This is a genomic window from Actinoallomurus sp. NPDC052274 (genome assembly GCF_040679475.1).
Classification (GTDB): Bacteria; Actinomycetota; Actinomycetes; order Streptosporangiales; family Streptosporangiaceae; genus Actinoallomurus; species Actinoallomurus liliacearum.
In genome coordinates this window covers 16,066-41,227 of sequence record NZ_JBFAUT010000072.1, presented here as the reverse complement: position 1 = coordinate 41,227, position 25,162 = coordinate 16,066, and the positions used below count along the sequence as shown (strand labels likewise).

At 71.1% G+C, this 25,162-nt stretch carries 27 protein-coding genes; 14 read left to right on the top strand and 13 right to left on the bottom strand.

The window, feature by feature from the left end; genetic code table 11:
• Window positions 1-101: 101 nt before the first annotated feature.
• The 3 genes from AB0K82_RS38630 to AB0K82_RS38620 all read right to left on the bottom strand — a co-directional run bounded on the left by AB0K82_RS38630 (window position 102) and on the right by AB0K82_RS38620 (window position 2,215).
• Window positions 102-995 carry an ABC transporter ATP-binding protein gene (locus AB0K82_RS38630; RefSeq protein ID WP_345352839.1) on the bottom strand — a complete coding sequence of 298 codons (894 nt, stop codon included), beginning with the start codon at window positions 993-995 and terminating at the stop codon, window positions 102-104.
• A 187-nt stretch (window positions 996-1,182) separates the two neighbouring features.
• On the bottom strand, window positions 1,183-1,470 hold the full coding sequence (locus tag AB0K82_RS38625) for a DUF6295 family protein (RefSeq protein ID WP_364406891.1): 288 nt from the start codon (window positions 1,468-1,470) through the stop codon (window positions 1,183-1,185).
• Between the two features lies 1 nt (window position 1,471).
• The gene (locus tag AB0K82_RS38620; protein WP_364406889.1) at window positions 1,472-2,215 is read right to left on the bottom strand and encodes a dienelactone hydrolase family protein; all 744 of its coding nucleotides are present in this window, start codon (window positions 2,213-2,215) and stop codon (window positions 1,472-1,474) included.
• A gap of 173 nt (window positions 2,216-2,388) precedes the next feature.
• Between AB0K82_RS38620 and AB0K82_RS38615 the strand changes: the two genes are divergently transcribed.
• The 4 genes from AB0K82_RS38615 (at window position 2,389) to AB0K82_RS38600 (ending at window position 5,781) form a co-directional block, all read left to right on the top strand.
• The gene (locus tag AB0K82_RS38615; RefSeq protein WP_364406886.1) at window positions 2,389-3,051 is read left to right on the top strand and encodes an HNH endonuclease family protein; all 663 of its coding nucleotides are present in this window, start codon (window positions 2,389-2,391) and stop codon (window positions 3,049-3,051) included.
• Window positions 3,052-3,183: 132 nt separating this feature from the next.
• The gene (locus tag AB0K82_RS38610; protein ID WP_364406883.1) at window positions 3,184-3,954 is read left to right on the top strand and encodes a VC0807 family protein; all 771 of its coding nucleotides are present in this window, start codon (window positions 3,184-3,186) and stop codon (window positions 3,952-3,954) included.
• Window positions 3,955-3,973: 19 nt separating this feature from the next.
• Window positions 3,974-4,981 (top strand): hypothetical protein, encoded by a 1,008-nt coding sequence (locus AB0K82_RS38605; RefSeq protein ID WP_364406880.1) that lies wholly within the window; start codon window positions 3,974-3,976, stop codon window positions 4,979-4,981.
• Window positions 4,982-5,031: 50 nt separating this feature from the next.
• Window positions 5,032-5,781, top strand: coding sequence for a PhzF family phenazine biosynthesis protein (locus AB0K82_RS38600; protein WP_364406877.1), 750 nt, complete (start codon window positions 5,032-5,034; stop codon window positions 5,779-5,781).
• Between the two features lie 1,745 nt (window positions 5,782-7,526).
• On the opposite strand, the gene AB0K82_RS38595 is transcribed toward AB0K82_RS38600, so the two are convergent.
• Both AB0K82_RS38595 and AB0K82_RS38590 read right to left on the bottom strand, forming a co-directional pair.
• Window positions 7,527-8,399, bottom strand: coding sequence for an alpha/beta hydrolase (locus AB0K82_RS38595; RefSeq protein WP_364406874.1), 873 nt, complete (start codon window positions 8,397-8,399; stop codon window positions 7,527-7,529).
• Window positions 8,400-8,527: 128 nt separating this feature from the next.
• Window positions 8,528-8,941 (bottom strand): ATP-binding protein, encoded by a 414-nt coding sequence (locus tag AB0K82_RS38590; protein ID WP_364406872.1) that lies wholly within the window; start codon window positions 8,939-8,941, stop codon window positions 8,528-8,530.
• An 89-nt stretch (window positions 8,942-9,030) separates the two neighbouring features.
• On the opposite strand from AB0K82_RS38590, the gene AB0K82_RS38585 reads away from it, so the two are divergent.
• The 3 genes from AB0K82_RS38585 to AB0K82_RS38575 all read left to right on the top strand — a co-directional run bounded on the left by AB0K82_RS38585 (window position 9,031) and on the right by AB0K82_RS38575 (window position 10,504).
• Window positions 9,031-9,846 carry a DUF5753 domain-containing protein gene (locus AB0K82_RS38585; protein WP_364406869.1) on the top strand — a complete coding sequence of 272 codons (816 nt, stop codon included), beginning with the start codon at window positions 9,031-9,033 and terminating at the stop codon, window positions 9,844-9,846.
• The gene (locus AB0K82_RS38580; protein WP_364406867.1) at window positions 9,843-9,959 is read left to right on the top strand and encodes a DUF397 domain-containing protein; all 117 of its coding nucleotides are present in this window, start codon (window positions 9,843-9,845) and stop codon (window positions 9,957-9,959) included. Before AB0K82_RS38585 ends, AB0K82_RS38580 begins: the two co-directional genes overlap by 4 nt.
• 74 nt (window positions 9,960-10,033) lie before the next feature.
• The gene (locus AB0K82_RS38575; protein ID WP_364406864.1) at window positions 10,034-10,504 is read left to right on the top strand and encodes an ATP-binding protein; all 471 of its coding nucleotides are present in this window, start codon (window positions 10,034-10,036) and stop codon (window positions 10,502-10,504) included.
• Window positions 10,505-10,529: 25 nt separating this feature from the next.
• On the opposite strand, the gene AB0K82_RS38570 is transcribed toward AB0K82_RS38575, so the two are convergent.
• On the bottom strand, window positions 10,530-11,105 hold the full coding sequence (locus AB0K82_RS38570; RefSeq protein WP_364406861.1) for a YceI family protein: 576 nt from the start codon (window positions 11,103-11,105) through the stop codon (window positions 10,530-10,532).
• Window positions 11,106-11,239: 134 nt separating this feature from the next.
• Between AB0K82_RS38570 and nagA the strand changes: the two genes are divergently transcribed.
• Window positions 11,240-12,394 carry an N-acetylglucosamine-6-phosphate deacetylase gene (gene nagA / locus AB0K82_RS38565; protein WP_364406858.1) on the top strand — a complete coding sequence of 385 codons (1,155 nt, stop codon included), beginning with the start codon at window positions 11,240-11,242 and terminating at the stop codon, window positions 12,392-12,394.
• Here nagA and AB0K82_RS38560 read toward each other — a convergent pair.
• Window positions 12,391-13,275, bottom strand: coding sequence for a helix-turn-helix transcriptional regulator (locus AB0K82_RS38560; protein WP_364406855.1), 885 nt, complete (start codon window positions 13,273-13,275; stop codon window positions 12,391-12,393). The two genes, nagA and AB0K82_RS38560, sit on opposite strands and share 4 nt — an antisense overlap.
• 149 nt (window positions 13,276-13,424) lie before the next feature.
• Between AB0K82_RS38560 and AB0K82_RS38555 the strand changes: the two genes are divergently transcribed.
• From AB0K82_RS38555 to AB0K82_RS38545, 3 genes are all read left to right on the top strand, one after another.
• The gene (locus tag AB0K82_RS38555) at window positions 13,425-14,855 is read left to right on the top strand and encodes an MFS transporter (RefSeq protein ID WP_364406852.1); all 1,431 of its coding nucleotides are present in this window, start codon (window positions 13,425-13,427) and stop codon (window positions 14,853-14,855) included.
• A gap of 92 nt (window positions 14,856-14,947) precedes the next feature.
• Complete coding sequence (locus AB0K82_RS38550; RefSeq protein WP_364406849.1) at window positions 14,948-15,088, top strand: hypothetical protein; 141 nt, start codon at window positions 14,948-14,950, stop codon at window positions 15,086-15,088.
• A gap of 71 nt (window positions 15,089-15,159) precedes the next feature.
• Window positions 15,160-15,420: a GDSL-type esterase/lipase family protein gene (locus AB0K82_RS38545; protein ID WP_364406846.1), complete on the top strand. Its 261-nt coding sequence runs from the start codon at window positions 15,160-15,162 to the stop codon at window positions 15,418-15,420.
• Window positions 15,421-15,517: 97 nt separating this feature from the next.
• Here the strand turns inward: AB0K82_RS38545 and AB0K82_RS38540 are convergent, their stop codons facing one another.
• Genes AB0K82_RS38540 through AB0K82_RS38530 form a run of 3 tightly spaced genes read right to left on the bottom strand, consistent with a single transcriptional unit; the run spans window position 15,518 to window position 17,752 of the window.
• Window positions 15,518-16,171: an SDR family NAD(P)-dependent oxidoreductase gene (locus AB0K82_RS38540; protein WP_364406844.1), complete on the bottom strand. Its 654-nt coding sequence runs from the start codon at window positions 16,169-16,171 to the stop codon at window positions 15,518-15,520.
• Window positions 16,168-16,947 carry a glucose 1-dehydrogenase gene (locus AB0K82_RS38535; protein WP_364406842.1) on the bottom strand — a complete coding sequence of 260 codons (780 nt, stop codon included), beginning with the start codon at window positions 16,945-16,947 and terminating at the stop codon, window positions 16,168-16,170. The genes AB0K82_RS38540 and AB0K82_RS38535 overlap by 4 nt, the downstream gene beginning before the upstream one ends.
• A 34-nt stretch (window positions 16,948-16,981) precedes the next feature.
• Window positions 16,982-17,752 carry an SDR family oxidoreductase gene (locus tag AB0K82_RS38530; protein ID WP_364406839.1) on the bottom strand — a complete coding sequence of 257 codons (771 nt, stop codon included), beginning with the start codon at window positions 17,750-17,752 and terminating at the stop codon, window positions 16,982-16,984.
• 102 nt (window positions 17,753-17,854) lie between these two features.
• Here AB0K82_RS38530 and AB0K82_RS38525 point away from each other — a divergent pair, with 102 nt between their 5' ends.
• Window positions 17,855-18,685 (top strand): helix-turn-helix transcriptional regulator, encoded by an 831-nt coding sequence (locus AB0K82_RS38525; RefSeq protein WP_364406836.1) that lies wholly within the window; start codon window positions 17,855-17,857, stop codon window positions 18,683-18,685.
• A 78-nt stretch (window positions 18,686-18,763) separates the two neighbouring features.
• On the opposite strand, the gene AB0K82_RS38520 is transcribed toward AB0K82_RS38525, so the two are convergent.
• Complete coding sequence (locus tag AB0K82_RS38520; protein ID WP_364406834.1) at window positions 18,764-19,294, bottom strand: DUF1697 domain-containing protein; 531 nt, start codon at window positions 19,292-19,294, stop codon at window positions 18,764-18,766.
• Window positions 19,295-19,297: 3 nt separating this feature from the next.
• On the bottom strand, window positions 19,298-21,142 hold the full coding sequence (gene glmS / locus AB0K82_RS38515; protein WP_364406831.1) for a glutamine--fructose-6-phosphate transaminase (isomerizing): 1,845 nt from the start codon (window positions 21,140-21,142) through the stop codon (window positions 19,298-19,300).
• A 112-nt stretch (window positions 21,143-21,254) separates the two neighbouring features.
• Here glmS and coaA point away from each other — a divergent pair, with 112 nt between their 5' ends.
• Window positions 21,255-22,193 (top strand): type I pantothenate kinase, encoded by a 939-nt coding sequence (coaA, locus tag AB0K82_RS38510; RefSeq protein WP_364406828.1) that lies wholly within the window; start codon window positions 21,255-21,257, stop codon window positions 22,191-22,193.
• An 80-nt stretch (window positions 22,194-22,273) separates the two neighbouring features.
• Here coaA and AB0K82_RS38505 read toward each other — a convergent pair whose 3' ends face one another.
• Window positions 22,274-23,662 (bottom strand): MFS transporter, encoded by a 1,389-nt coding sequence (locus tag AB0K82_RS38505; protein ID WP_364406825.1) that lies wholly within the window; start codon window positions 23,660-23,662, stop codon window positions 22,274-22,276.
• 187 nt (window positions 23,663-23,849) lie between these two features.
• Here AB0K82_RS38505 and AB0K82_RS38500 point away from each other — a divergent pair, with 187 nt between their 5' ends.
• Complete coding sequence (locus AB0K82_RS38500) at window positions 23,850-24,764, top strand: trypsin-like peptidase domain-containing protein (protein ID WP_364406822.1); 915 nt, start codon at window positions 23,850-23,852, stop codon at window positions 24,762-24,764.
• Window positions 24,765-25,162: the final 398 nt, after the last annotated feature.

The following is a 25,162-nucleotide window of genomic DNA, read 5'->3' as shown; positions in this document are numbered from 1 at the left end:
CGCCGCGCGCAGGTTGTGGACGAAGAGGGACCGAACGGCGTACGCCCGGCCGAGGCGCTTGCCGTCGTAGTGCCGGTATCCGATGTCGTGGATGACGCTCGTCACGTCGAGAACACCTCTTCGATGCGGTGGCGGCGGTTCTCCATGCGGACGAGCGCCAGGCCGAGGTCGGCGACCGAGTCGCGTACGACGTCGTAGGTGGTCTCGCCGGCGATGTCGACGAGCAGCAGGCGGCCGTCCGGGCGGACGTGCAGCCCGGTCCGTGCGAGGTGCTCGCCGAGGCGGTCCATCTCCTCCTCGACCTCGACCGCCAGCACGCCGCTGGCCTGGGTGAACGCCGAGACCGCCTGCGACCGCAGCAGCCGCCCGCCGTCGATGATCACCAGGTGGTCGGCGACGCGTTCGAGCTCGCCGAGCAGGTGGGAGGTGACGAGGACGCTGATGCCGAACTGGCCGCCGATCCGCCGGACCAGGGCGAGCATCTCGTCGCGGCCGGCGGGGTCGAGCCCGTTGGTGGGTTCGTCGAGGAAGACGAGCTTCGGGTCGTGGACGAGGGCCTGGGCGAGCTTGACGCGCTGCCGCATACCGGTCGAGTAGCCGCCGATCGGGCGGTACCGCTCCTCGTACAGACCGACGTGGCGCAGGGTGTCGGCGGCGCGCTCGCGGGCGGCGGTGGCCGGCAGGCCGGAGATCCGGGCGACGTGCACGATGAACTCGGTGGCCGACACGTCCGGTGGCAGGCAGTCGTGCTCGGGCATGTAGCCGACCAGCTCACGGATCTTCATGGACTCGCGCGCGGTGTCGAGGCCGAGCACCTGGGCCTGCCCGCTCGTGGGTTCGAGGAGGCCGAGCAGGATCTTGATGAGCGTCGACTTGCCCGCGCCGTTGGCTCCGACGAGCCCGACGACACCGGGTTCGACGTCGACCGTCAGCTGATCCAACGCGAGCACGCCGGGGAACCGCATGGACAGCCCCCGCGTGGCGATGATGGACATGATCCGAACCTAGTGGAGCGGCGGTACGCCCGTCGTCACTCTTCGGCACTACGCTTCGCCCCCCTTTGGGATGACTGCGCGCGCCTTCCGGATGATGCCCCGATAGTCCGATGGCGGACGCGCGGTCGGCGCGTCCGCCATCGGACGGTGCCCGGCCGGTGGGCGGTGCTCCGCCACCGGACGGTTTTCAGCCGGCGGGCGGTGCTCCGCCGGCGGCGGCGATGCCGGGAGGCGCGGCGGCGAGGGCCGCCTTGATCGCGTCGATGAGCGCCAGCGCCGACTCCTCGGTGAGCTCCACCGCGACCCGTGCTCCCGGGCCGAGCTCCGGCGCGGTGAAGTCGATGTTGACGGTGTGCTCGAAGGGCGCGTGGAACGGATGGTCGACGTACACGGCCGCCTGCGTCAGGGGGAACCAGCCGTCGGGTCCCTTGCCGCTGCCCGCCATCGTGACCAGCTCAGTGACGTAGGTGCACATCTCAGGCCCCCAGGTAACGGTCGAACCAGCCGAAGACGCGCTGCCAGCCGTCGTTCGCGGCCTCCGGCCGGTAGGACGGCCGGTCGACGGCGAAGAACGCGTGGCCGGCGCCCTCGTACACGTGGAAGTCGTACGTCTTGCCGTGCTTCTTCAGCGCCTCCTCCAGCTCCTTGACCTGGTCGGGCGAGGGGTACTGGTCGTCGGCGCCGAACAGGCCGAGCAGCGGGCAGGACAGGTTCGGGGTGCGGTCCACGATGGGCCGTACCGCCATCGGGAAGTTCTCGGGCACTTCGCCGACGACGAAGGCGCCATAGCAGTCCACCGCCGCGTCGAGCTCGAGCGAGCAGGCGGCCAGGAAGGACTGGCGCCCGCCGGAGCAGTACCCGATGGTGCCGACCTTGCCGTTCGAGGAGGTCAGGCTCCTGAGGTAGCGGACGGCGGCGTCGACGTCGCCGACGAGCCGCTCGTCCGGCACGCCGCCCGCCGCCCGGGAGGCGGCCGCCGCGTCGTCCGGAGAGGCGCCGGGCGCCTCCCGGTAGTGCAGGTTCGGCATGATCGCCGTGTAGCCGTGCGCGGCGAGCTTGCGCACGATCTCCTTGCTCGGCTCGTCGTAGCCGGGCATGTGGTGGATCACGACCACGCCTCCGTACGGGCCCGGTCCGAGGGGCCGGGCGAGGTACGCCTCGATCGGGTCGCCGCTGTGGCCGGTCAGCGGGATCGTTTCGGCCATCGTCGCGTCGTACATGGTTAGCAAGGCTACCGATCCCCGGCGCCGCCGGATGGGGCACTCGAATCCGCGGACTCCCGCACCGCCGACCGCCCTGCACAGCCCAAATCGCCAGATTTCGTGATCGTCAGATATGGCAGCATTCATCCGTCAAACCTGGGCAAAAAGCCAGCAAAAATGAGGTGAGGATCATGCTGTCAAGGCGCGTATGGGCGATGTCGCTCGTGATCCCGGCGGTGCTCGCCGCGGGATGCTCGGCCAACGGGGTCCAACCCACCGGCGGGGGAGGCTCGGCACCCCACGCGACAAAGGGCGACGAGGCGACCGCCCGCAAAGAGCTGAGCCAGGTCAAGGTCGCGGTCCCGGATCCGATGACGGGATACAGCCGGGACAAGTACGGACCCGCCTGGAAGGACGAAGACCACAACGGCTGTGACACGCGCAACGACATCCTCGCCCGCGACCTGACCCACGTGAAGAAGCGCGACAAGTGCGTCGTCATCTCCGGTGACCTGCGGGACCCCTACGCCGGCAAGGACATCGCCTTCACCAAGGCGCACGCCTCCGAGGTACAGATCGACCACATCTTCCCGCTCGCCCTGGCGTGGCGGATGGGCGCCCACGAGTGGACCACGGACAAGCGCGCGCAGTTGGCCAACGACCCCGGCAACCTGCTCGCCGTCTGGGGCCGCCCGAACATGCAGAAGAGCGACAAGGGGCCGTCGGAGTGGAAGCCCCAGAAGTCGTTCCAGTGCACCTACGCCGAGAAGTTCATCGGGGTCGCGCACACCTACCGGCTGTCCGTGACCCGCGCGGACCGTACGGCGCTGCTGTCGATGCTCGACGCCTGCTGACCCCGACCGGTCGTTCCGGCCCTCCGGAGCCGTGACATTCGTACCGGTCCGCCGTGGATCGATGGATCTGCCGGGCGTACTCCCGTTCCCGCGAGGCTTGTGGCAACAACGAAGCCGAACGAAGGAACGAAGATGGCGCAGATCCTGGCGGCCGGCCGACCCGCCGCGAAGGGGACGGACACCGCCTTGGCGGACCGTCCGCAGGCTGGGGAGGCCGCCCCGGCGGACCGTCCGCAGGCGACGGACACCGCGTCGGTGGACCGGTCCACGGGGCGGCGACTGGCCCGCAACCTGACGCCGCTGGTGGTCGACGTCGCCATCCCCACGGGCGGGTACTACCTGCTGCACAAGGGCCTGGGCGTGGACGTGGTCACCTCGCTGGCGCTCAGCAGCGTGGTCCCGGCGGTGCACACGGTCGTCGACGCGGTCCGCCACCGCGTGTTCAACGGCCTGGCGGGCCTGATGCTGGCGGTCAACGTCGTCGGGATCGTGCTCAGCTTCGTGACCGGCGACGCCCGGCTGATGCTGGCCAAGGACTCCGGCGTGAGCAGTGTGATCGGCCTCGGCATCCTGATCTCCGCCTTCCGCGGCCGCCCGCTGATGTCGGCCGGCCTGAAGCCCTTCATGACCAAGGGCGATCCCGCGAGGATCGCCGCGTGGGACCGGCTGGCCGCCGGATCCGCGGCGTTCCACCGCCTCGAACGGCGGTTCACCGTCATCTGGGGCCTGGCTCTTCTCGGCGAGTGCGCCGCCCGCCTGGTCGGCGCGTTCACCCTGCCCGTCGACACGATGGCCTGGCTGTCGACCGTCATCCTGCTCGGCGCCATCGCCGTCGGCATCGTCGTCGGCGGAACCGCCAGCGGACCGATGGAAAAGCTCGTCGCCGCCGAGACCGCGTCCTGACCCCGGAAGGAAGACGACCATGCGCGCCAAGGGCATCAACTACGACACCGGCTTCCATCCCGGCGGACGCGCCAGCCGGGAGACCTTCGACCCCGACGTCGTACGGCGGGAGATGCGGATCATCGCCGACGACCTGCACTGCACCGCCGTACGGATCTCCGGCGGCGACCCCGAACGGCTCACCGTCGCCGCCGAGCACGCCGCCGCGGCCGGCCTGGAGGTCTGGTTCGCCCCGTTCCCCTGCGAACTGACGGCGGAGCGGATGCTCCCGCTCTTCACCGACTGCGCCGAACGGGCCGAGGACATCCGGCGCGGCGGCGCCGAGGTGGTCCTCGTCACCGGCTGCGAGGTCAGCCTCTTCGCGGCCGGCTTCATCCCCGGCGACGACGTGTACGCCCGGATCGACGCGCTCGTCTCCGGCGACCCCGCCGTGTACGCGACGATGCGCGAGGTCCCCGCCCGGGTGAACGCCTTCTTCGCCGAGACGGTGGCGGCGGCCCGCAAGCGGTTCGGCGGCCGGATCACGTACGCCGCGGGCCCCTGGGAGGACATCGACTGGACGCCCTTCGACCTGGTCGGCGTCGACGCCTACCGCGCCGAGGAGAACGCCGACCGCTACGTCGGGGAGCTCCGCGCGCACTTCCGGCACGGCAAGCCGGTCGCGGTCACCGAGTTCGGCTGCTGCACCTACCGCGGCGCCGCCGCCCGCGGCGGGATCGGCTGGACGATCGCCGACCGGGAGGCGGACCGCCTGGACGGCGTCTACGTACGCGACGAGGCGGAGCAGGCGACCTACATGCGCGAACTACTGGAGATCTTCGAGCGGGAAGGCGTCGACAGCGCCTTCTGGTTCACCTTCGCCGGATACAGCCTGCCGCACCGCGCCGGCGACCCGATCCACGACCTGGACCTGGCCTCGTACGGCGTCGTCAAGGTGCTGGAAACCGGCCACGGCACCACGTACCCCGACCAGACCTGGGAACCGAAGGAGTCCTTCCACACCCTTGCCGCCGCCTACGCCGGCTGAGGCGACCGTTACCGTGTCACCTCGGTAGGACGAGATCGGAAGGTGCGGGGATGACGGTCTGCATGCTGGCCCGGGCGTTCGTGAACGCCGAGGGGGAGTACGGAAACCCGGCCCTCGTCGTCATCGAGCCCGACGGCGCGTCCGTGACCGCGGACGAACGCCAGGCCCTGGCGACCCGACTGGGAATCCCCGCGACCGTCTTCGTCCGAGACGACGCCCGCGGCGTCGTGGCCATCCACGGTTCGTACGGTCAGGCGATCCGCTTCGGCGGTCACCCCCTGCTCGCCACGGTCGAGGTCCTCCACCGGCTCGGCTCCCCGGTCACCGAACTCGTTCCGGAGGCCGGACCGGTCGCCTGCCGCCGCGACCAGGACGGCACCGTCTGGATCACCGCCCCGGCGGCGTGGTCCAAGCCCTGGCGTCACCTGGAGATGGACCGGCCCGAGACCATCGACGCGCTCACCGGACTCCCGGAGGGCGAGGACTTCACCCAGGTCTGGGCCTGGATGGACCGTACCGCCGGTCGCGTACGCGCCCGGCTGTGGGCACCCCGGATCGGCAAGGGCGAGGACGAGGCGTGCGGCAGCGCCTCGATGCTGCTCACCCTCAAGCTGGGCCGCCCACTCGAGGTCGTCCACGGGCGGCACGGCGCCCTCATCCGGACCAACCCGATCGACGACGTCCGCGTCGAACTGGGCGGACGCTGCGTCGTCGATTCCCCCACTCCTGAGCTCACCGCCCAGATCACCGACTTCTACGCGACGGCGGGCGCCCGAGCGAACTCCGGTGATCGGCGCTGAGGCGACGACGACACGCGCCGCCACGACAGAACGCTCGGCCAACGCGCCGTCAGGCTCGCGGCATGTACCGTTCGCCCGGATCGGCAAGCGAGATCACCGAGCATCCGGTACGCCCCCGTGGCAGGCCTCCGGAAAACGGCGACCGCCACCTGAGCGCCCCGGATTCCGGTCGCTGAGACGACCAAAAGTCTCGGCACAGACCGGAGCCGACCCGGCGACCAAGGCCGACGCCCCACCGAGCGGGTCTCGCCGGCGATGGCTGCGGACGCCTCACCAACCGCGGCCGCGCCTCGCTCACCGTCTCACCGAACGCGGAAACGCCTCGCTCCCCGTCGACCACCTGTCCACCGCGCGGGTGGCTCGTCGCGCCGACGCCCCGACCGACTTCTGCCGATCCAGGGATGAGCGCTTCGGCGGCGTCAGCGTCCCCGCGCTCCGCGCGCCGGCAGAGCGCGGCGGCGCATGCCTGAGCCATCCGCACGAGGCGGCGGTGGGCGATGAGGCCCCGTGTGGGATGAGGTAGGCGACGGGGGCGGGGCAAGGCGGGCCCATGCGCCTCGCCGCCTCCTCATCTGAGCTGCGACCGCCGACCCCTGGGACTCGCATGAGGAACGCGGTCATGACGAGTGCCGCGTGAGCCGATGGCTCGGTCAATGGACCGTCCGGCTTGCGGGATGTGAGGTTTGTCGGGCGGGAGTGGTCGCGTTTACCGAGCATTCGGTACACCGCTTGGCGCTCACGACACTGGCGTCTCCGGCTTGTGGTACGTGAGGTTGTCCGGGGCGGCGGGGCGCGGTTAGTGAGCGCTCGGTACGCCACCCGGGGCGGGGCCTTGGGTAGCGCGGCGATTTCGGCACCAGCGCCCCAGATCCTCGTCGCTGGGACGACGAAAAGTCTAGGCACAGACCTGAGCGGGGTCCGGTGCCCGCGGGCGCGCACGGTCCCTTATCGACCACCGGTGCACCGGGTCACGCGCCCCGTGGCCCATCGTGCCGACGCTGCGATCGACTTGCCCGCCGATCCAGGCGATGAGCGCTCCGGCGGTGGCAGCGTCTCCGCGCCCCGTGCGCGCCGACAGCCGCGAAGGGCGGCGGCGAACGCCGGAGTCGTGCGGGCGAGGCGGCGGTGGGCTACGCGGATCGCGGCAAGGCTGGCACATGCGCCTCCCGCCTCTTCCAGAACTGCGACCGCGAAGCCCCTCAGCATCAGACGAACGGTCTGAGAAAGGCGGTCATGACGAGCGCCGCCTGAACCGAAGACTCGGTCAACGGGGCCTCCGGCTCGCGGTACGTGGGGTTTGTTCGGGGCTGGGGTCGCGGTTACCGAGCATTCGGTACGCCGCTTGGTGCTCACGACACTGGCGCTCCGGCTTGTGGTATGTGAGGTTTGTCCGGGGCGGCGGGGCGGCGGGGCGGCGGGGCGGCGGGGCGGCGGGGCGGTTACCGGGCGCTTGGTACGCCACCCGGGGTGGGACCTTGGGGAGCGCGGCGGTTTCGGTACCAGCGCCCCGGATTCTCGTCGCTGGGACGACGAAAAGTCTCGGCACAGAGCCGAGTAACCCTGGCGTCACCTGGAGATGGACGACGCTCGATGCTGACCGGGCCGGTCGCGTATGTGCACGGCTGTGGGTGCACCGGATCGGCTAGGGAGAGGACGAGGCGTGGGGCAGCGCCTCGATGCTGCTCATCCTCACTTGTGCCCCGAGTTTTGGTCGCTGGAGCGACGGAAACTCGGGGCGCAGAGCTTCAGGTAGATGGGGCGGTGCTCTCGGTCACGAAATCGCGGAGTAGGGGGAAGGACTTCTCGGGGGCCTCGCGGAAGACGCCGTGGCCGGTGTTCGGGAGGACGTGCAGCTGAGCCGGAGCGGCGGTGATCGCGTCGGTGAGGCGGCGGGCGGCCGGTTCGGTGGCGACCGGGTCGTCCGCGCCGGCGAGGACGAGCGTCGGGCAGGTCAGCCGGTCGAGCCGGTCCCAGGGATCGAACCGAGCGGCGAGGACGTGCCTGAAGTGTTCGAGGACGTCGTGGTTCCACTCGATTCGGGCCAGGCGGTCGGCGGCGTCCGGGTCGCCGCCGGGCTTCCGGGAGTACAGCGGAAGACAGACGCTCTCCCACGCCGCGCGGATTTCGTCGCCGCTCTCGCCGGTCCAGTAGCGGCGGGCCACCTCGCGGGCCTCGTCGCCGCCGAGCCGTTCGAACACGGCCAGCCGCTCCTCGGTGGGGCCCGGCATCACGCTGTCCAGGACCAGCTTGGACACGCGTTCCGGGTGACGCAGGGCCGCCGTCAGGGCGACCCACCCGCCGCTGGACGTGCCCACCAGGGTCGGGTCGACGATGCCGAGGGCATCGCAGAAGTCGACGACGTCGTCCGCCCACCGGTCCCACGTCCAGGACCCGGGACCGGCCCGGTCGGACCGGCCGCTGCCCCGCTGGTCCAGGTACACCACCTGGGCGAACTCGGTGGCCGCGCCGAACCCCGGCTTGAACACCGAGTGGTCGGCGCCAGGGCCGCCGTGCAGCACGACGATCGTCGGCCGCTCCACCATGGTCGCCCCGGCCGGGACGAGCTGACACCCGTCAACGTCGAAATAGAGAACGACGTCATTCACACGGACCCGCACCGCCCCATTGTGGGGGACTCCGGGACCCGTGAACTGGCCGACATCGGTCCTTGCCGTCTCTGTTGACGGCGGAAACCGGCGAACCGGACACCGCGCCGCCCCTTCCGGCGACAATGAGGCAACGGCGACTACGAAGTGGTTCCGCCGACGTCGAACCAGACCATCAGCCAGCCGTTTCCCAGCACCTCGAAGCCGCAGTCCTGGGCTAGTGCCTGCATGATCGGGAGGCCGCGTCCGGCCTCGCCGTACGGGTCGTCGACGTGGTGCGGGAGAGCGCCGCCGCCCCGATCGATCACCTTGATCCGTACGACGGTCTTCGTCACGAACACGAGGACCGTAATAGTCTTTCCGCGGCTGTGCCGGACGCTGTTCGTGAATGCCTCCGAGAGCAGGAGAACGGCGTCGTCGCACGCCGGATGCGTCGCGCCGAGCGTCCCGGTGAGCCACCGCCTCGCGTCCGACACCGTCTCGCGCGTCGCGGGGAAGGTCTGGGCGTACATGCGCTTCCTGCCGGGGAGGCGTTCGCAGATTTTCTGATCCATGCGCACAGCCTGGCCTCGGAGAATTACCCTCGGCTACAGTTCGAATGCTCCACGTGAAGATCGAGCCCTCCATCTGTCTGGAGCCCCCCATGAGCAGCGAGCCCATCGACCCGAAGTCCTCTGCCCGCGCGTTCTACGCGGTCCAGCTCAAGCGGCTGCGCACGGAACGGAAGCTCACCCAGGCCGAGCTCGGCGGCCATCCCGCCGTCATGGTCTCCGACAAGCTCATCGGCCACGTCGAGAACTGCTACCGCCCTCCGACCCACCGCCTCTCCAAGGGCCTGGACAAAGCGTTCGAGCTGAGTGAGTTCTTCGAGAGTCTGTACGTCGCGATCAAACGCGAATCCGGAATCCCGTCCCAGTTCTGGGACTACGCGGAGCAGGAAGCGATCGCCTGCGGCATCAAGTCTTACCAGCATTTCCTGATTCAGGGACTAGTACAGACCGAGGAGTACGCTCGTGAGGTTCTACGAGCGGGCCAGCGTCCAGATCGCCTCGATGAGCTGGTCGCGGCACGACTCCGCCGACAGGAAATCCTGCGTGGTGATGACCCGCCGTGGTTCACCGTTCTCTTGGATGAGGCCGTCATCCGGCGCCTCGTCGGCGACCGCGGAATCATGCGGCGGCAGCTAGAACACCTTCTGATCACGATGGAGGAGCCGAACATCACCCTCCGGATCGTCCCCGCTGGAGCTCCGGTCTATTTGTCTGGGGCATTCAATCTATTGAGCTTTCACGAGGCGCCGAGCATCGCCTATGTCGAAGGCGTCGGTGGCCACGGCCAGATCATCGAGCCCGGCAGACAGGTCAGTGACCTTGAAGTACTGTTCGATCAAGCTGGCGCTCAAGCCCTGCCGGTCGGGGATTCGGCGAAGCTCATCCTGGCGGTCTTGGAGGATCTGTGAGCACTATCCGCGCCTTGGCGGCATGGCGTAAGAGCAGTCACAGCGGTCAGGAAGGCACCGACTGCGTCGAAGTTCTGCTGCTCGACAGGGCGACTGCTGTCGGCCTCGAGTGATTCTGGGCCTGATCTTGCGGTAGACCGGCAGCTATGACGGAGCGTGTGCTGTCGGGAGCGGGTCGGGGTGTGGGATGGCTGCGCTGGCGGTTCTGATCGGGTTGCAGGCGTCGGGGAAGACGACGTTCTTCCGGCAGACGCTGACCTCGGAGTATGTGCACGTCAGCAAGGACCACTTCCCGAGGGCCCGGCGGCGGCAGGCGCGGCAGATGCGGCTCGTGGAGGAGGCGCTGGCGGAGGGGCTGAGCGTCGCCGTCGACAACACCAACCCCTCGCCCGAGGAGTGGCGGCCGCTGGCCGAGGCCGCGCGGCGGTACGGGGCGAAGGTGGTCGGTTACTGGTTCCCGCCCGACGTCGCCGCTTCGCTGCGCCGCAACTCCTCGCGTAGCGGGAAGAACCGGGTGCCCGACGTCGGCGTCTTCGCCACTCTCAAGCGTCTGCGCCGCCCGCAGCCGTCGGACGGCTTCGACGAGCTGTACGAGGTCCGGATCGACGGCGCGGGCGGATTCGACTTGCGGCCGTTGGCCCAGGAGGCGAGGGAGTGAGGAACGACCTCCTGGCGCGACGGCCTCAGGCGGGCTGCAGGACGGCCTGGATCTCCAGGATGATCTGGATCTTCTCCCCGAGGGCGACGCCGCCGCCGGGGATCGGGCCGTTGTAGCTGACGCCGAACTCCATCCGGTCGATCTCGCCGGTGGCGGTGAACCCGGCGCGGGCGCCCACGGCCGGGTCGGCGGCGAACGGGTCGACACCGAAGCCGTTGATCTCCAGTTTCAGCGGGACCGGCCGGGTGACGCCCTTGAGCGTCAGCTCGCCCTCCATGAGGAAGTCGTCACCGTCAGGCCTGATGCCGGTCGAGCGGTAGGTCATCGTGGGGTGCTTCTCGACCTCGAAGAAGTCGGCGTTGCGCAGGTGCTCGTCCCGCGGGGCGTTGGCGGTGTCGATCGAGGTCATGTCGACGGTGGCGGTCACCTCGGACTTCAGCGGGTCCGCGGCGGTGACGATGCGGCCGTCGAAGCGGGTGAAGTGGCCGCGCACCTTGCTGATCATCAGGTGCCGGACGACGAAGCCCACGTGGGAGTGGGCCGGGTCGATCGTCCAGGTGCCGGCCACGTAGCCGGGGATCTCGATCAGGTCGGCGGTCATCGTTGCTCCTTGGGTGCTTCGGGAAGGTTCCTCACCTCCATCGACGAAACAGCCCGGCGAAGTGTGAGGCGCCCAGAAGCGAGCCGCGCCTCTCGGCCCGGTGTACCGGAGCGGTGGCTGAGTAATGTGCGGATGTGATCACATTCGCGAACGCCCGGGTGGTGACCGTCCGCCGGGTGCTGGAGCCCGGCTGGCTGGCCGTCGAGGACGGGCGGATCCGGGGTGTGGGCGCCGGCGACCCACCGCCCGGGGACGGGCCGGTGCATGACCTCGGTGGCCGGTACGTCCTGCCCGGGTTCATCGACCTCCACATGCACGGCGGGGGCGGTGCGCAGATCACCACGGACGACGCCGAGGAGATCCTCGCCGCGGTGGCCTTCCACCGCGCGCACGGGACGACCCGTACGCTGGCCAGCCTGGTCACCGACGAACTCGACCGGATGGCCGCGTCGGTCCGTACGATCGCCGAGATCATCCACGGCTCCGCCGATCCCTCGATCGTCGGCGTCCACCTCGAAGGACCCTTCCTCAACCCCGCCAAGCGGGGGTCGCACCACGCCGAGTTCCTGCTGCCCCCGGACGTCACGGCGCTGCGGCACCTGCTGGCCGCCGGGGACGGCACCGTACGGGTCGTGACGCTCGCGCCGGAGCTGTCCGGCGGGATGGATCTGCTGCGGGAGGTCGTCTCGGCCGGGGTGATCGCCGCGGTCGGGCACACGACGGCCGACTTCGACCAGGCCCGGCAGGCGTTCGCGTCCGGGGCACGCCTGGCGACGCACCTGTTCAACGCGATGCGCGACTTCCACCACCGCGAACCCGGCCCGGCCGGCGCCGCGCTCGCCGACGACGCCGTCACCTGCGAGCTGATCAACGACGGCTTCCACGTCCACGAGGAGGCGGTCCGCATCGCGGTGAACGCCGCGGGCGCGGAGCGGATCGCGCTCATCACCGACGCCACCCCGGCCGCCGGTATGACCGACGGCGACTTCCACCTCGGGCCGGTTCCGGTGTTCGCCCGCGACGGCAGGGTGACGCTGTCCGACGGCACGATCGCGGGCAGCACGCTGACGATGGACGCCGCCGTCCGGCACGCGGTCCACTGCGTCGGTCTCCCGATCACCACGGCGGCGATCGCGGCGGCCACGACCCCGGCCACGGTCCTCGGCATCGCCGACCGTACGGGCAGCGTCCATCCCGGCAAGGACGCCGACCTCGTCGTCCTGTCCGACCGGCTACGCGTCGAGACGGTGCTCCGGGTCGGCGCGGTCGTCCACGGGAGCCTGCCCTAACGCCGCGCGGGCGCGGTCTCCGGGCGGTCGGTGGTCTCGGCGGAGACCTCGGTCAGGAGGCGCAGGGCCGCCGCGGACGGCGAGCCGGGCTCGGCCGACCAGACCATGACGCGCTGGCCCCGGTCGTCCGGCAGCGGCATGACCTCCTCCGACAGGGTCAGCGCGCCGACCAGCGGGTGGCGGTACTCGCGGGTGTTGTACGCGCAGTCGCCGACCGGATGCGTCGACCACAGCGCCGCGAACTCCGGGCTCTTCATCGCCAGCTCGCCGACCAGCGCGGTCAGGTTCGGGTCATCGGGGTACCGGCCGGCGGCCAGCCGCAGGTAGGCCACGGCGTCCCGCGCCTTCTTCCGCCAGTCCGCGTACAGCTCCCGGGTGTGCGGGTCCAGGAACAGCAGCCGCGCCATGTTCGGCCGGTCGGCCGGGCGGTCCGGCGCGTCGAGGTCCAGGTGCCCGGCGAGCAGCGCGTGGGCCATCGGGTTCCACGCGAGGGCGTCCGTGCACCGCCCGATCACCATGGCGGGCACGTCCCCGAACGACTCGATCATCATCCGTACGCCGGGCCGTACCCGCTCCGGCCGGGGACGCCGACGGGCGGCCGGTTCGGGACGGGCGAGACCGCGCAGGTACGCGCGCTCGTCCTCACCGAGGTTGAGCGCGCGGGCGACCGCGTCGAGGACGGCGTCGGAGGCGTTCTGGCTCTGCCCCTGCTCCAGCCGCGTGTAGTACGCCACGCTGACGCCGGCCAGCTGGGCGAGCTCCTCGCGCCGCAGTCCGGGCACCCGGCGCCGCCCGCCGTAGTAGGCCAGCCCGACGTCCTCGGGCCGTAGCCGCGCGCGACGAGATCGCAGGAAGTCTCCGAGTTCGGGCCGTTTGTCCATGTCCCCGAGTATGTCGTCTCTCCCGGCGCCGAGCCTGACCCTGCCAGTGGTACCAATCCGCGGCGTACGCAAGACAGAGGGCTGGGTACGGCCCGCCGCGCGGCGCAGTCTCTTTCCCGACGAACTTCCCATCACGGAAAGGGGCGGTCATGGCCGTCTTGGAAGAGGTCGCCGGGAGGGCCGACGTGAGGCCCCGGATGACGGCGCGGCAGCGCATGGTCCTGGTCCTGTTGCTGGGCGCGCAGTTCATGCTGGCCGTCGACTTCTCGATCCTCAATGTCGCGCTGCCCGCCGTCGGCGACGGCCTGGGATTCGGGCTGCACGCGCTGCAGTGGGTCGCGAGCGGGTTCGCGCTGCCCGCCGCGGGCCTCACCCTGCTGTCGGGGCGGGTCGCGGACCTGTTCGGCCGGCGGCGCATGTTCCTCGTCGGCATGGCGCTGCTGGCCGCGGGGTCGCTGATCGGCGGTCTCGCGGCCACGCCGGCGATGCTGCTCACCGGGCGGGCGCTGCAGGGCGTCGCCACCGCGATCAGCACGCCGGCCGCGCTGTCGCTGCTGACCACCGCGTTCCCCGAGGGGGCACTGCGGGACCGGGCGCTGGGGCTGAACGGCGCGCTGATGTCGGCCGGGTTCACCGCCGGCGCCGTGCTGGGCGGCGTGCTCACCGACCTGCTGAGCTGGCGCTGGGCGTTCCTCGTCAACGTGCCGATCGCGCTGCTGATCTTCGCGGGCACACCGCGCCTCGTCTCCGGCGGACGCGCCTCCGAGGGCGCCCGGCTCGACGTTCCCGGCGCGCTCACGGTCACGGGCGGGCTGCTCGCGCTGGTGTACGGCGTGACGGCGGCGGGGGAGAAGGGCTGGACCGCGCCGGTCACCCTGGCCGCGTTCGGCGTCGCCGTGGCGCTGCTGGTGGCGTTCTGGTTCGCCGAGGCACGGGCGGCGGCGCCGCTGGTCCCGGTGCGGATCCTCCGGCGGCGCACGGTGGTCTGGGGGAACCTCGCCGGGCTGATCGCCTTCCTCACTGAGACGTCGCTCGTCTTCTTGATGACGCTGTACCTGCAGGAGGTCCTGGGCTACTCGCCGCTGGTCACCGGCCTGGCGTTCGGCGTCCTCGGCGCCGGGACGGTCGTCGGCGGCCTGTTCGGCGCACGGACGATCGCCCGCCTGGGCACGTACCGCACTCTGATCGGCGCGTTCGTCCTGCAGGCCGCCGCGACCGCGTCACTGGCCGCGCTCGGTGACGCCCACCGCTGGATCCTGCTGTTCCTCGTCGCCACCTTCGTCGGCGGCGTGGGCAACATGCTGGCGATCGTGGCCTTCATGGTCACCGCGACGTCGGGTCTACCGGACGCCGAGCAGGGGCTGGCGACCGGGCTGGCGACGATGACGCAGCAGATCGGCATCACGATCGGCATCCCGGTCATGAGCGCGATCGCCACCGCCCGTACGAGCGCGCTCGGCGGCCCGCACGCCCAGGCCGTCCTCGGCGGAGTCCGGCTCGCCGTCCTCGCCAACGCCGCGATCGTGCTGGCCGGCGCCCTGCTCATGGCCCTGTTCCTGCGCCGTCGCACGGTGCGCTGACCACCCGCACTCCCCGAAGCCCGCCGCCGGGTTCGGCCCGCACGGCGTCCGCTCCAACGTCTGACGTCCCGATCCGCGAAACGGAAGAAGTCATGCGGTACCTCACACGATCGATCGGCGCGGCCCTGTCCGCGCTCGCCATCGGGCTCCTCGCCCCGCAACCGTCCGGACGGCCGGCCACGGCGGACTCCCAGGTCTCCGCCTGGACGGGCGCCTGGTCGGCCGCAGCCTAATCCGCAGGTCTCGGCCGACGAGCTCATCGGCGGGGTATCGCGCGCTGATCCGGCGGGCGCACGCGCGGCACGTGCGGGTGGTCGGAGCCACGCTGCTGCCGATGAAGGGGTCGGACCACTACGGCCGGCGGTCCGAGGCCGACCGGGAACGGGTGAACGACTGGATCCGGACCTCCGGAGCGTTCGACGCGGTCGCCGACTTCGACCGGGCGCTGGCCGACCCCTCGGACCCGCTCGCCATCCGGGCGGCGTACGACAGCGGAGACCACCTGCACCCGAACGACGCGGGCTACCGCGCCATGGCGCAGGCGATCGACCCGGACCGGCTCTGAACACCGCGGCGCCGGGCGGCAGCCGGCAGGCTCCGCCACGGCGCCGCCGTTCGGGGCCGATCGCGGCGGGCCGCCCGGTGCGATCGGCGCGGGGGAGTCAGGTCAGGACGCTCACCGTCTCCGTCCGGGAGGCGTGCTGACTCCAGAGGTGCTCGGCGACGTCGTCGGGTTCGTGGGTGAGTCCCGGCCCGACGGCGCCGACGACGGTGACCCGGCCGACGTGGATCCCTCGTTGCGGCAACGTCTGTGCGAGCAGGCCGAGGTAGCTCACCAGGCCGGCGTAGGCGACGGCGCTCACGGCACGCTCGGGGCCGGGGCGCACGGCGGCGCCGCCGGTGGTGAACAACAGCGTGCCGGAGCCGCGGTCCAGCATGCCCGGGAGGACGGCCTGGACCACGGCGGTGGCGCCCACGACCGTGAGCGCCAGCGCGTCCCGCACGTCCTCGGCCGTGGTCTCCAGGACGGGCCGGATCAGGCCGATGTCCGGGAGCGGGCTGAAGCAGACGACCTCGGGCGTCCCGAGAGCGGAGGTCAGCTCCCCGAGCGCCCGCGCGACGTCACCGGGGTCGGTGATGTCACCGGTGGCGGCGGTGGCCCGGTGGCCGGCGCCGCGCAGGTCGTCGGCGATGGCGTCGAGGCGGGTCCGGGTCCGCGCGACCAGGCCGACCGGGTGGCCCTCCCGGGCGAAGCGGCGGGCCACGGAGGCGCCGATCCCGGGCCCCGCCCCGACGACGAAGACCGGCCCGCTCACTGGGCGGTCCATCCGCCGTCGACGGCGACGAGCGCGCCGGTGATGAAGCCGGCCGCGTCGGACACGAGGAAGGCGATGGTCTCGGCGACCTCCTCGGGGCGCCCGATGCGACCGATCGGGTGAGCCGGGCCGAAGGAGGCGAGCATCTCGCGGCCGTCGTCCACGACGCCCTCCATGATGTCGGTGTCGATCACTCCGGGCAGCACGGCGTTGGAGCGGATCCCCTTGGAGCCGCCCTCGATGGCGAGCACGCGCGTGATCTGCGCCAGGGCGCCCTTCGACGCGGCGTACGCCGTCTGGGTCTCGAAGGCGACGACCGAGGACACCGAGGCGACCGAGACGATCGCACCGCCGCCACCGGCCTCCATGACGCGGAAGGCCTCGCGTGCCTGGACGAAGTTGCCACGGGCGTTGACCCGCAGGATGCCCTCGAAGTCCTCGACGGTCGTCTGGGTGATCGGCTTGTTGAGGGTGCGGCCCGCGTTGTTCACCAGGATGTCGAGCCGCCCGAAGCGGTCGGTGGCGAGCCGCATGGTCGACCGCGCGAGTTCCTCGTCGGCGACGTCGCCGACCAGCGCCGCCACGTTGCCGGGATCGCTCGCGGCGAGTTCCTCGACCGCCTCGGAGCGGTCGGTGACCACGAGCCGGGCACCGCGTTCGCGCAGCAGGACGGCCGTGGCGCGGCCGATGCCGCGGGCGGCGCCGGTGACGACGGCGACCCGCCCGGTCAGGTCCCAGGAGGTGGGGAGGGAAGAGTTCTCGTGAGGGGTGATCATGACTTCCTTCATGGTCTTCTTCTGCGGGGTCACGTCAGCGTTGGCGGGCCGGCCGTACGACGATCTCGTTGACGTCGACGTCGGCCGGCTGCGCGAGGGCGTACGAGAAGGCCTCGGCGATGGCGTCCGGCTTGATGGTGTGCGCCCGGTAGGTCCGCATCGCGGCCGCGGCTCCGGGATCGGTGATGGAGTCCGCGAGCTCGGAGGCGACCACTCCGGGAGAGATGGTCGTGACACGGATCGAGGGATCGGCCTCCTGGCGCAGGCCCTCGGTGATCGCCCAGGCGGCGTACTTGGTGCCGGAGTAGACGGCGCTGGTGGGCACCACCTGGTGGGCGCCGATGCTCGCGATCGTGACGAAGTGGCCCCCGCCCTGCTCGGTGAAGACGGGCAGGGCCGCGGCGATCCCATGCAGCAGCCCGCGCACGTTCACGTCGATCATGCGGTCCCACTCGTCGACCAGCAGGGAGTCCAGCCGCGACAGCGGCATGACTCCGGCGTTGTTGACCAGGACGTCGACCCGTCCGAAGCGGTCGCGCGCGAACTCGACGAAGGCGCCGAAGCTCGTACGGTCGGTCACGTCGAGCGGTACCGGGTACAGGCCGCCGCCGGCGGGGGCGGCCTCCTGCGCGGTGCGTTCGGCGAGCTCCCGCAACCGGTCGACCCGCCGCGCGCCCGCGACCACGTGATGTCCTTCGCGGACCAGCCGGGCGGCGATGGCCTCGCCGATGCCGCTGCTGGCCCCGGTGACGAGGACGACCTTGTGCTCGGGTGGGGTCTGGGCCCCTGGGCGGTTCGTTGGCATGACCACCACACTGGGGGCGCCCGCCGGGGTGGGGAAGGGAGGGATCCTCCCTGGGAGTAGCGCACCCAGGAAGCGAGCCGGCCCGCGACCTACGATGGCCGCATGACCTCCTCCGATCTCGGCGCCTACCTCAAGGCCCGGCGGGCCCAGGTCACGCCGGAGCAGGCCGGCGTTCCCAGCACAGGGCACCGCAGGGTCCCCGGCCTGCGGCGCGAGGAAGTGGCATCGCTGGCGGGCGTCAGCGTCGACTACTACGTCCGTCTCGAGCAGGGCCGGGAACGCACACCGTCCGCGCAGGTGGTCGAGGCCCTGGCCGTCGCCCTGCGCCTGCCGGATGACGGCCGCCTGCACCTGTTCCGCCTGGCCGGACTCGGTCCACGCGCCCGCAGCGCCGCCGTGAACGACCACGTCGACCCGAATCTCCTGCAGCTCATGAGCGCCTGGCCGAACAACCCGGCCATCGTCTACAACCGCGCCTTCGACGTCCTCGCGTCGAACGCGATCGCCGACGCGCTCTTCCACGACTGGTCGCACTCGCGCAACCTCATGCACGTCGTGTTCACCGAGCCCGCCGCGCGAAGCTTCTATGTGGACTGGCACGACGTCGCGCGCAACTCGGTGGCCGGCTTCCGGCTCGGTTACGGCGAGGCGCCCGACGACCCGCGCATCCGGCAGGTGCTCACCGAGCTGCTCGAAGAGAGCCCGGAGTTCGCCCGGCTCTGGGCCCGGCACGACGCCCGCGGCAAGGCCCTGGAGAGCAAGCGCTTCCACCACCGCGACGTCGGAGCGCTGACGTTGTCCATGCAGACCTTCGACGTCCGCTCCAGCCCGGGCCAGGAACTCGTCGTCTACCACGCGGAACCGGCATCGCCGAGCAGCGAGGCCCTGAGCCTCCTCGGCTCCCTCGCCGCCGACTCACGTCAGCGGACCTGAGCGTCGCACTGGCAATCGCTGCGTCTAGAGCGCAGCGATTGCCAGTGATCACGGGTTGCGTCGCACCACGACGCCGGGTCAGGCGTCCACGAGCGCTACGAGCTTGGTGACGGTGTTCCAGTTGCGGACGGTCATCGGGACGCCGAGGTGTCGCCCGAGGGTCGGTCCGAGCGTCGAGCGGCCCATCCCGTTGGGGAAGTAAAGATAAAGCACCGATTCGCCCAATCCGACCTCCTCGGGGGCGAAATCGGCGGGTTTGAGGGAGCGGAGCCGTTCCGGGGCCGGCGGCTCGGCCAGGAACGCCACCGCCAACTTGGCCGGGTCGCGGACCTCCAGGGGGTTGCCCTCGACCACCGCGACCAGCTCGGCCGCGGTCCGTACGACGACCGGGACCGCACGGCCCAGCCGGGTCGTGAGAAGGTCCTCGATCGCGGCGGCGATCCGCTCCGTCGGCTCCTCCGGCGCGGTGAACACGGCGTTCCCGCTGTTGAGGTGCGTGCGCACGTCCGCGTAGCCCAGCTCGGCCAGCCACGCGCGCAGGTCGGCCATCGCGACCCTGCTGTTGCCGGTGACGTTCACGCCCCGCAGGAGGGCGACGTAGCGCGCCACCGGCTACTCGACGGTGACGGACTTGGCGAGGTTGCGGGGCTGGTCCACGTCGTGACCCCGCGCGGTGGCCAGCTCGCAGGCGAAGACCTGCAGCGGGACCGTCGCCACGAGCGGCTGCAGGAGCGTCGGCACGGCCGGGACCCGGATCAGCGTGTCGGCGTACGGCGCGACGGTCTCGTCGCCCTCCTCGGCGATGACGATCGTACGGGCGCCGCGGGCGCGGATCTCCTGGATGTTGGAGACGATCTTGTCGTGCAGGATCGGCCGGGCGCGCGGCGGCACGACGACCACCACCGGCAGGTCCTGCTCGATCAGCGCGATCGGGCCGTGCTTCAGCTCGCCGGCGGCGAAGCCCTCCGCGTGCATGTACGCGAGCTCCTTGAGCTTCAGCGCGCCCTCCAGGGCCACGGGGAAGCCGACGTGCCGGCCGAGGAAGAGCACGCAGCGCTCGCCCGCGAGCGACCGGGCCAGCTCGCGGACCGGCTCGACCGTGCCCAGGACCGCCTCGACCTTCTCCGGCATGGTGGCGAGCAGCTGGATCATGGCGAAGACCTCGTCGCCCCACTTGGTCCCCCGGACCTGCGCGAGGTACAGCGCGATGAGGTACACGGCGACGAGCTGGGTCAGGAACGCCTTGGTCGAGGCCACGGCGATCTCCGGGCCGGCGTGGGTGTACAGCACGCCGTCGCACTCGCGGGGGATCGTCGAGCCGTTGACGTTGCAGATGCCGAGCACGTTGGCGCGCTGCTCGCGCGCGTGCCGCACCGCCATCAGCGTGTCCATGGTCTCGCCGGACTGCGAGATCGCGATGACCAGGGTGGTGCGGGTGAGGATCGGGTCGCGGTAGCGGAACTCGCTGGCCAGCTCCACCTCGCACGGGATCTGCGCCCAGTGCTCGATGGCGTACTTGGCGATCATTCCGGCGTGGTAGGCGGTGCCGCAGGCCACGATGATGATCTTTTCGACGTCGCGCAACTGCTGGTCGGACAGGCGCATCTCGTCGAGGGTCAGCCGGCCGTCGGCGCCGACCCGGCCCAGCAGGGTGTCGGCGACCGCCCGCGGCTGCTCGGCGATCTCCTTGAGCATGAAGTAGTCGTGGCCGCCCTTCTCGGCGGCGGAGACGTCCCAGTCGACGTGGTACTCCTTCACCGGTGCCGGGGCGCCGGCGAAGTCGGTGACGGTGACGCCCTCCGGGCGCAGCTCGACGACCTGGTCCTGGCCCAGCTCGATCGCGTCGCGGGTGTGCGCGATGAAGGCGGCGACGTCGCTGGCGAGGAAGTTCTCCCCGGCGCCGACGCCGACGACGAGCGGTGAGTTGCGGCGCGCGCCGACGACGAGGTCCGGCTCGCCCGCGTGCACCGCGACCAGCGTGAACGCGCCCTCGAGCCGCCCGCAGACCCGCCGCATCGCCTCGGTGAGGCCGGCGCCCCTGGTCACCTCCTCCTCCAGGAGGTGCGCGACGGCCTCGGTGTCGGTGTCGGAGGACAGCTCGTGGCCGCGCTCCTCCAGCTCGACGCGGAGGGCGGCGAAGTTCTCGATGATGCCGTTGTGCACGACCGCGACCGCGCCGGTGCAGTCGACGTGCGGGTGGGCGTTGCGGTCGTTGGGCGGCCCGTGGGTGGCCCAGCGGGTGTGGCCGATGCCCGCGCGGCTCTGCGGCGGCGGGCTCTCGGCGAGCGCGTCCCGCAGGTTGACGAGTTTGCCCGCCCGCTTGGTCACCGTCAGTTTCCCGTCGGCCAGCACCGCCGCGCCGGCCGAGTCGTACCCTCGGTATTCCAACCTGGCGAGCCCGTCGACGACGACGTCGAGAGCGGCCTGCGACCCGACGTACCCCACGATTCCGCACATGGCACGCCACCCTAATGGCTCCAGGTGAGCGGGTAGACCAGTGTCGCCCCGACCGTCGTCTTCCGGCAAAGGTCACCAGAAGTTAACTTCAGTAAAGGCTAAGGTTTCCCCCATGATCGCTGATGGGGAGGGCATGCCCAGCCCCTATGTGGAGTTCGGCCGCGAAGAATGGCGCGCACTGCGCGCCGAGATGCCGCTGTCGCTCACTCCGGACGACCTGGAGGCCCTGCGCGGGCTGAACGACCGGACCGACTTCGCCGAGGTCGAGGAGGTCTACCTGCCGCTGGCCCGGCTCATCGGCCTGTTCGCCGCGGCCGACGGCCGCCTGCGGGACGCCGTCGGCGCCTTCCTCGGCGACCCGGTCGCCCCGACCCCGTTCGTCATCGGCATCGCGGGGAGCGTCGCCGTCGGAAAGTCGACCGTGGCCCGCCTGGTGCGGACGCTGCTCGCCCGCGGCCCCGGCGAGCCCAAGGTCGAACTCGTCACCACCGACGGCTTCCTCTACCCGAACGCCACACTGGCCGAGCGCGGGCTGATGAACCGCAAGGGCTTCCCCGAGTCGTACGACCGCCGCGCTTTGCTGGGGTTCGTCTCCGCGGTGAAGGCGGGTGCCGCGGAGCTGTCCGTCCCGGTGTACGACCCGCTGTCCTACGACATCGTCCCCGAGGCCCGTCAGGTCGTCCGGCGGCCCGACATCCTCATCGTGGAGGGCCTCAACGTGCTGCAGACCGCCCGGCCGGGCGGTCTGGCGCTGTCGGACCTGTTCGACTTCTCCATCTACGTGGACGCCCGGGTGAACGACGCCCGCCAGTGGTACATCGACCGCTTCTTCGCGCTCCGGCGCACCGTCTTCACCGACGAGCGCTCGTTCTTCCACCCGTACGCGCGGGTGGACCCGGACGAGGCGGCGGCGTACGCGGAGCGGATGTGGCGGGAGATCAACGAGGTCAACCTCGTCGCCAACATCCTGCCCACCCGCGAGCGCGCCACCCTCGTCCTGTGCAAGGACCACGACCACCGGATCCACCGCGTACGCCTGCGCCGCATCTGACCTCGGTCGGCGGCGGCCGCCCGGCGGGTTCGACCTCGGCCGACGCGCCGGGCCCGTACGGCGGCGAGAGACACTGAACCTCAGCCGGCGCGCCGGGGCCGTACGGCCAGGAGGGAGCAGCAGCCGCCCAGCACGGCGGTCGCGGCCAGGGCGACGCTCGTCACCGCCAGGGCGTGGCCGGTCGGCGGCGCGATGCTCAGGAACACCGTGCCGAACGTCGCGACGCCCACGACCTGGGAGAGCTGGTTCATCGTGACGAGCAGGCCGCTGGCGTCCGCCGCGTCCGCGACCGGCACCTGCGCGAGCGCGAGCGCGAGCATCGGGCTGAACGCCCCGCCCAGGCCGAGGCCGGTCAGGGCCATCGCCACCTCCAGCCCCGCTCCGCCGTGCTGGAAGACCGCCAGCCCCAGGTAGCCGAGGCCCGCGACGAGGAACGCCCCCGGGACCAGCAGGCGGTGCCACCGGGCGGGCACCCGCCGCCAGTTCAGGCTCGCCAGGGCGAATCCGCCCGCACCGGGGATGAAGGACAGCCCGGCGCGCAGCGGACTGTCGCCCAGGCCGCCCTGCAGGTGCAGGGCCAGGCTGAACAGGAAACCGCCGAACGTTCCCATCGCGAGGAAGATCGTGGCACCACCGACGACGACGCCGGGCGTGCGCAGCAGCCGGCCGGGGATCAGCGGCGCGGCCGCGCGGCGCTGCAGGACCACGAAGATCGCGAACAGGACGACGCTGCCGGCCAGCATGGCCCAGCCCCACCCGGGCCAGCCCTCCTCGTGCCCGAGCACGAGCGGCACGACGAAGCAGACGACGGCCGCGGACAGGCCGAGCACGCCGGGAACGTCCAGCCGGCGGCCCCGCTCGCCGCGGTCACCCGGCAGGAGGCGCGGCCCGAGGACGAGCAGCGCCACGCCGATCGGGACGTTCACCAGGAACACCGGCCGCCAGCCGGTGCCGAAGAGATCGGCGCTGACGAGGGCCCCGCCGATGACCTGGCCCGCGACCGCGCCGCCGGACAGCACGGCCGAGTAGACGCTGAGCGCGCGGGCCCGCGCGGCACCGGTGAAGTTGCGCTGGATCAGGCTCATCACCTGCGGCACCATCAGCGCGGCGCCCGCGCCCTGGACGAGCCGGAACCCGATGAGCAGGCCGGTGCTCCCGGCCAGTCCGCAGGCCAGGGACGCCGCGGTGAACACCGCCAGCCCGCCGAGGAAGGCGCGCCGGTGCCCGAGGATGTCGCCGAGCCGCGCCCCGGTGATGAGCAGCACGGCGTACGCGATCGTGTAGCCGGCGATGACGAGCTGCAGGCCCGCGCCGGAGGCCCGCAGGTCGGTACGGATGGTGGGGGCGGCGACGTTGACCACGGTCACGTCGAGGACCGCCATGAACTGCCCGAGCATGATGAGCGTCAGGAGCCCGCCGCGGCGGACCGGCGCGTGCGCCGCGGGGGCGTCGAGGGTGATCTGGGCCATGCGCCGAGCCTGCGGCCGGAGCGGTACGGGTGGTGAGAGCCCAGTGATACCGGTGCTGCCAGCACCTGGCACCGTGTCTGGATTCTCCGGTTCCTGACCGGTCTTGGTGATCAAGATGTCATGATCACCAAAGCTGAGTCCCGGGCAACCGGGACGTACCTCTTATTCCCCCCTTGAGGTGGACGCCGTGAACTCACGCATCCTCGCCGTCGCCACGGCCGCCGCGCTCGCCGCCACGTGGACGCTGGTCGAACTACCGGGCAAGACCCCCCATGCGGTGCCTACCGCTGCGAAGGCGGCCACCAAGCCGGGTGACTATCGTCCGTGGCCCACGCCGTACGGCAAGGACCCCGTTTCCCGGGCCACCGGTATTCTCTGGATCTATAAGCCTGGTAAGAAGACCCCGAGCTTCTGCACGGCCTCCGTCGTGAAGTCACCGAGCCGAAGCCTGATTCTTACGGCGGCCCACTGCGTGCAGTCCGGAATCGGCCCCAAGGCCAAGTACTACAAAAAATTTCAGTTCATCCCCGCCTTCAGCGCCAAGGCCGATCCCAAGACAGGCGACAAGTACGACATCAAGGCGCCCTATGGCATCTGGGACGTCAAAAAGGCCTGGGTGTCGCATGCATGGCAGACCTCGAACGCATCCCTGTGGGATGGCCACCCGAACCGGTTCTCCTACATCGATGTCGCCGTTCTGAGCGTGGCTCCCGACAAGCGCGACAGAAAGATCCAGGATGTCGTCGGCGGTCTCACGCCGAAGATGACCGCCAAGGTCTCGTTCCCGAAGTTCACCACCATCGGATATCCGGATGAGCAGACCGGGAAGCTGCGCGGGAACATTCTGAGCGCCTGCAGTGGGAAGGCGGCCCCGGCCTCGGCCAAGAGCGGCCCGGGCGCGCTGTACTCAGCCGCATGTGTGCCAGGCCCCGGACACAGCGGCGGACCCTGGTTCTCCGGCACGGGTGCCGACGCGACGGTCTTCGGTGTTACCTCGGCCGGCGCCCTCTTCCCTGAAGGCGCTATGGGGGCCCGCCTCCGCCCTGACACCTTCGGCAAGATCTTCACCGCCGCGGATCGCTGGAGCCGCGCCAAGAGGTGAGCCGGAGTTTCTCCCATGCCCCCGGTCAGAACTAAAGGGCTCCAGGATCACAGCCGGACCGAGCGCGGTGGTGTGGTCATCAACGTCTCTTCGATCGGTGCCCGGGACCTGTCCGCCGGGCCGATCAACTACGCCGGCTGACGACCCTGGGTACTCCACCGGGCGCGTGTCGACCCCGGAGGAGGTCGCGCGGCTGATCGTGTTCGCCGCGTCCCCTAACGACATCACCGGCCAGGAACTCGTGGCCGACGGCGGAGTCCTCAAGACGCTGTGACAGGTCAGGAAGATTCGGCCGTCTCCTCCTCGGCCATTCGCGACCGGGCCGTACACCGGCGGCGCGGGCGCCCTGCGGCGAGGTACGGGTGGTGAGAGCCCACTGATACTGGTGTTGACAGCAC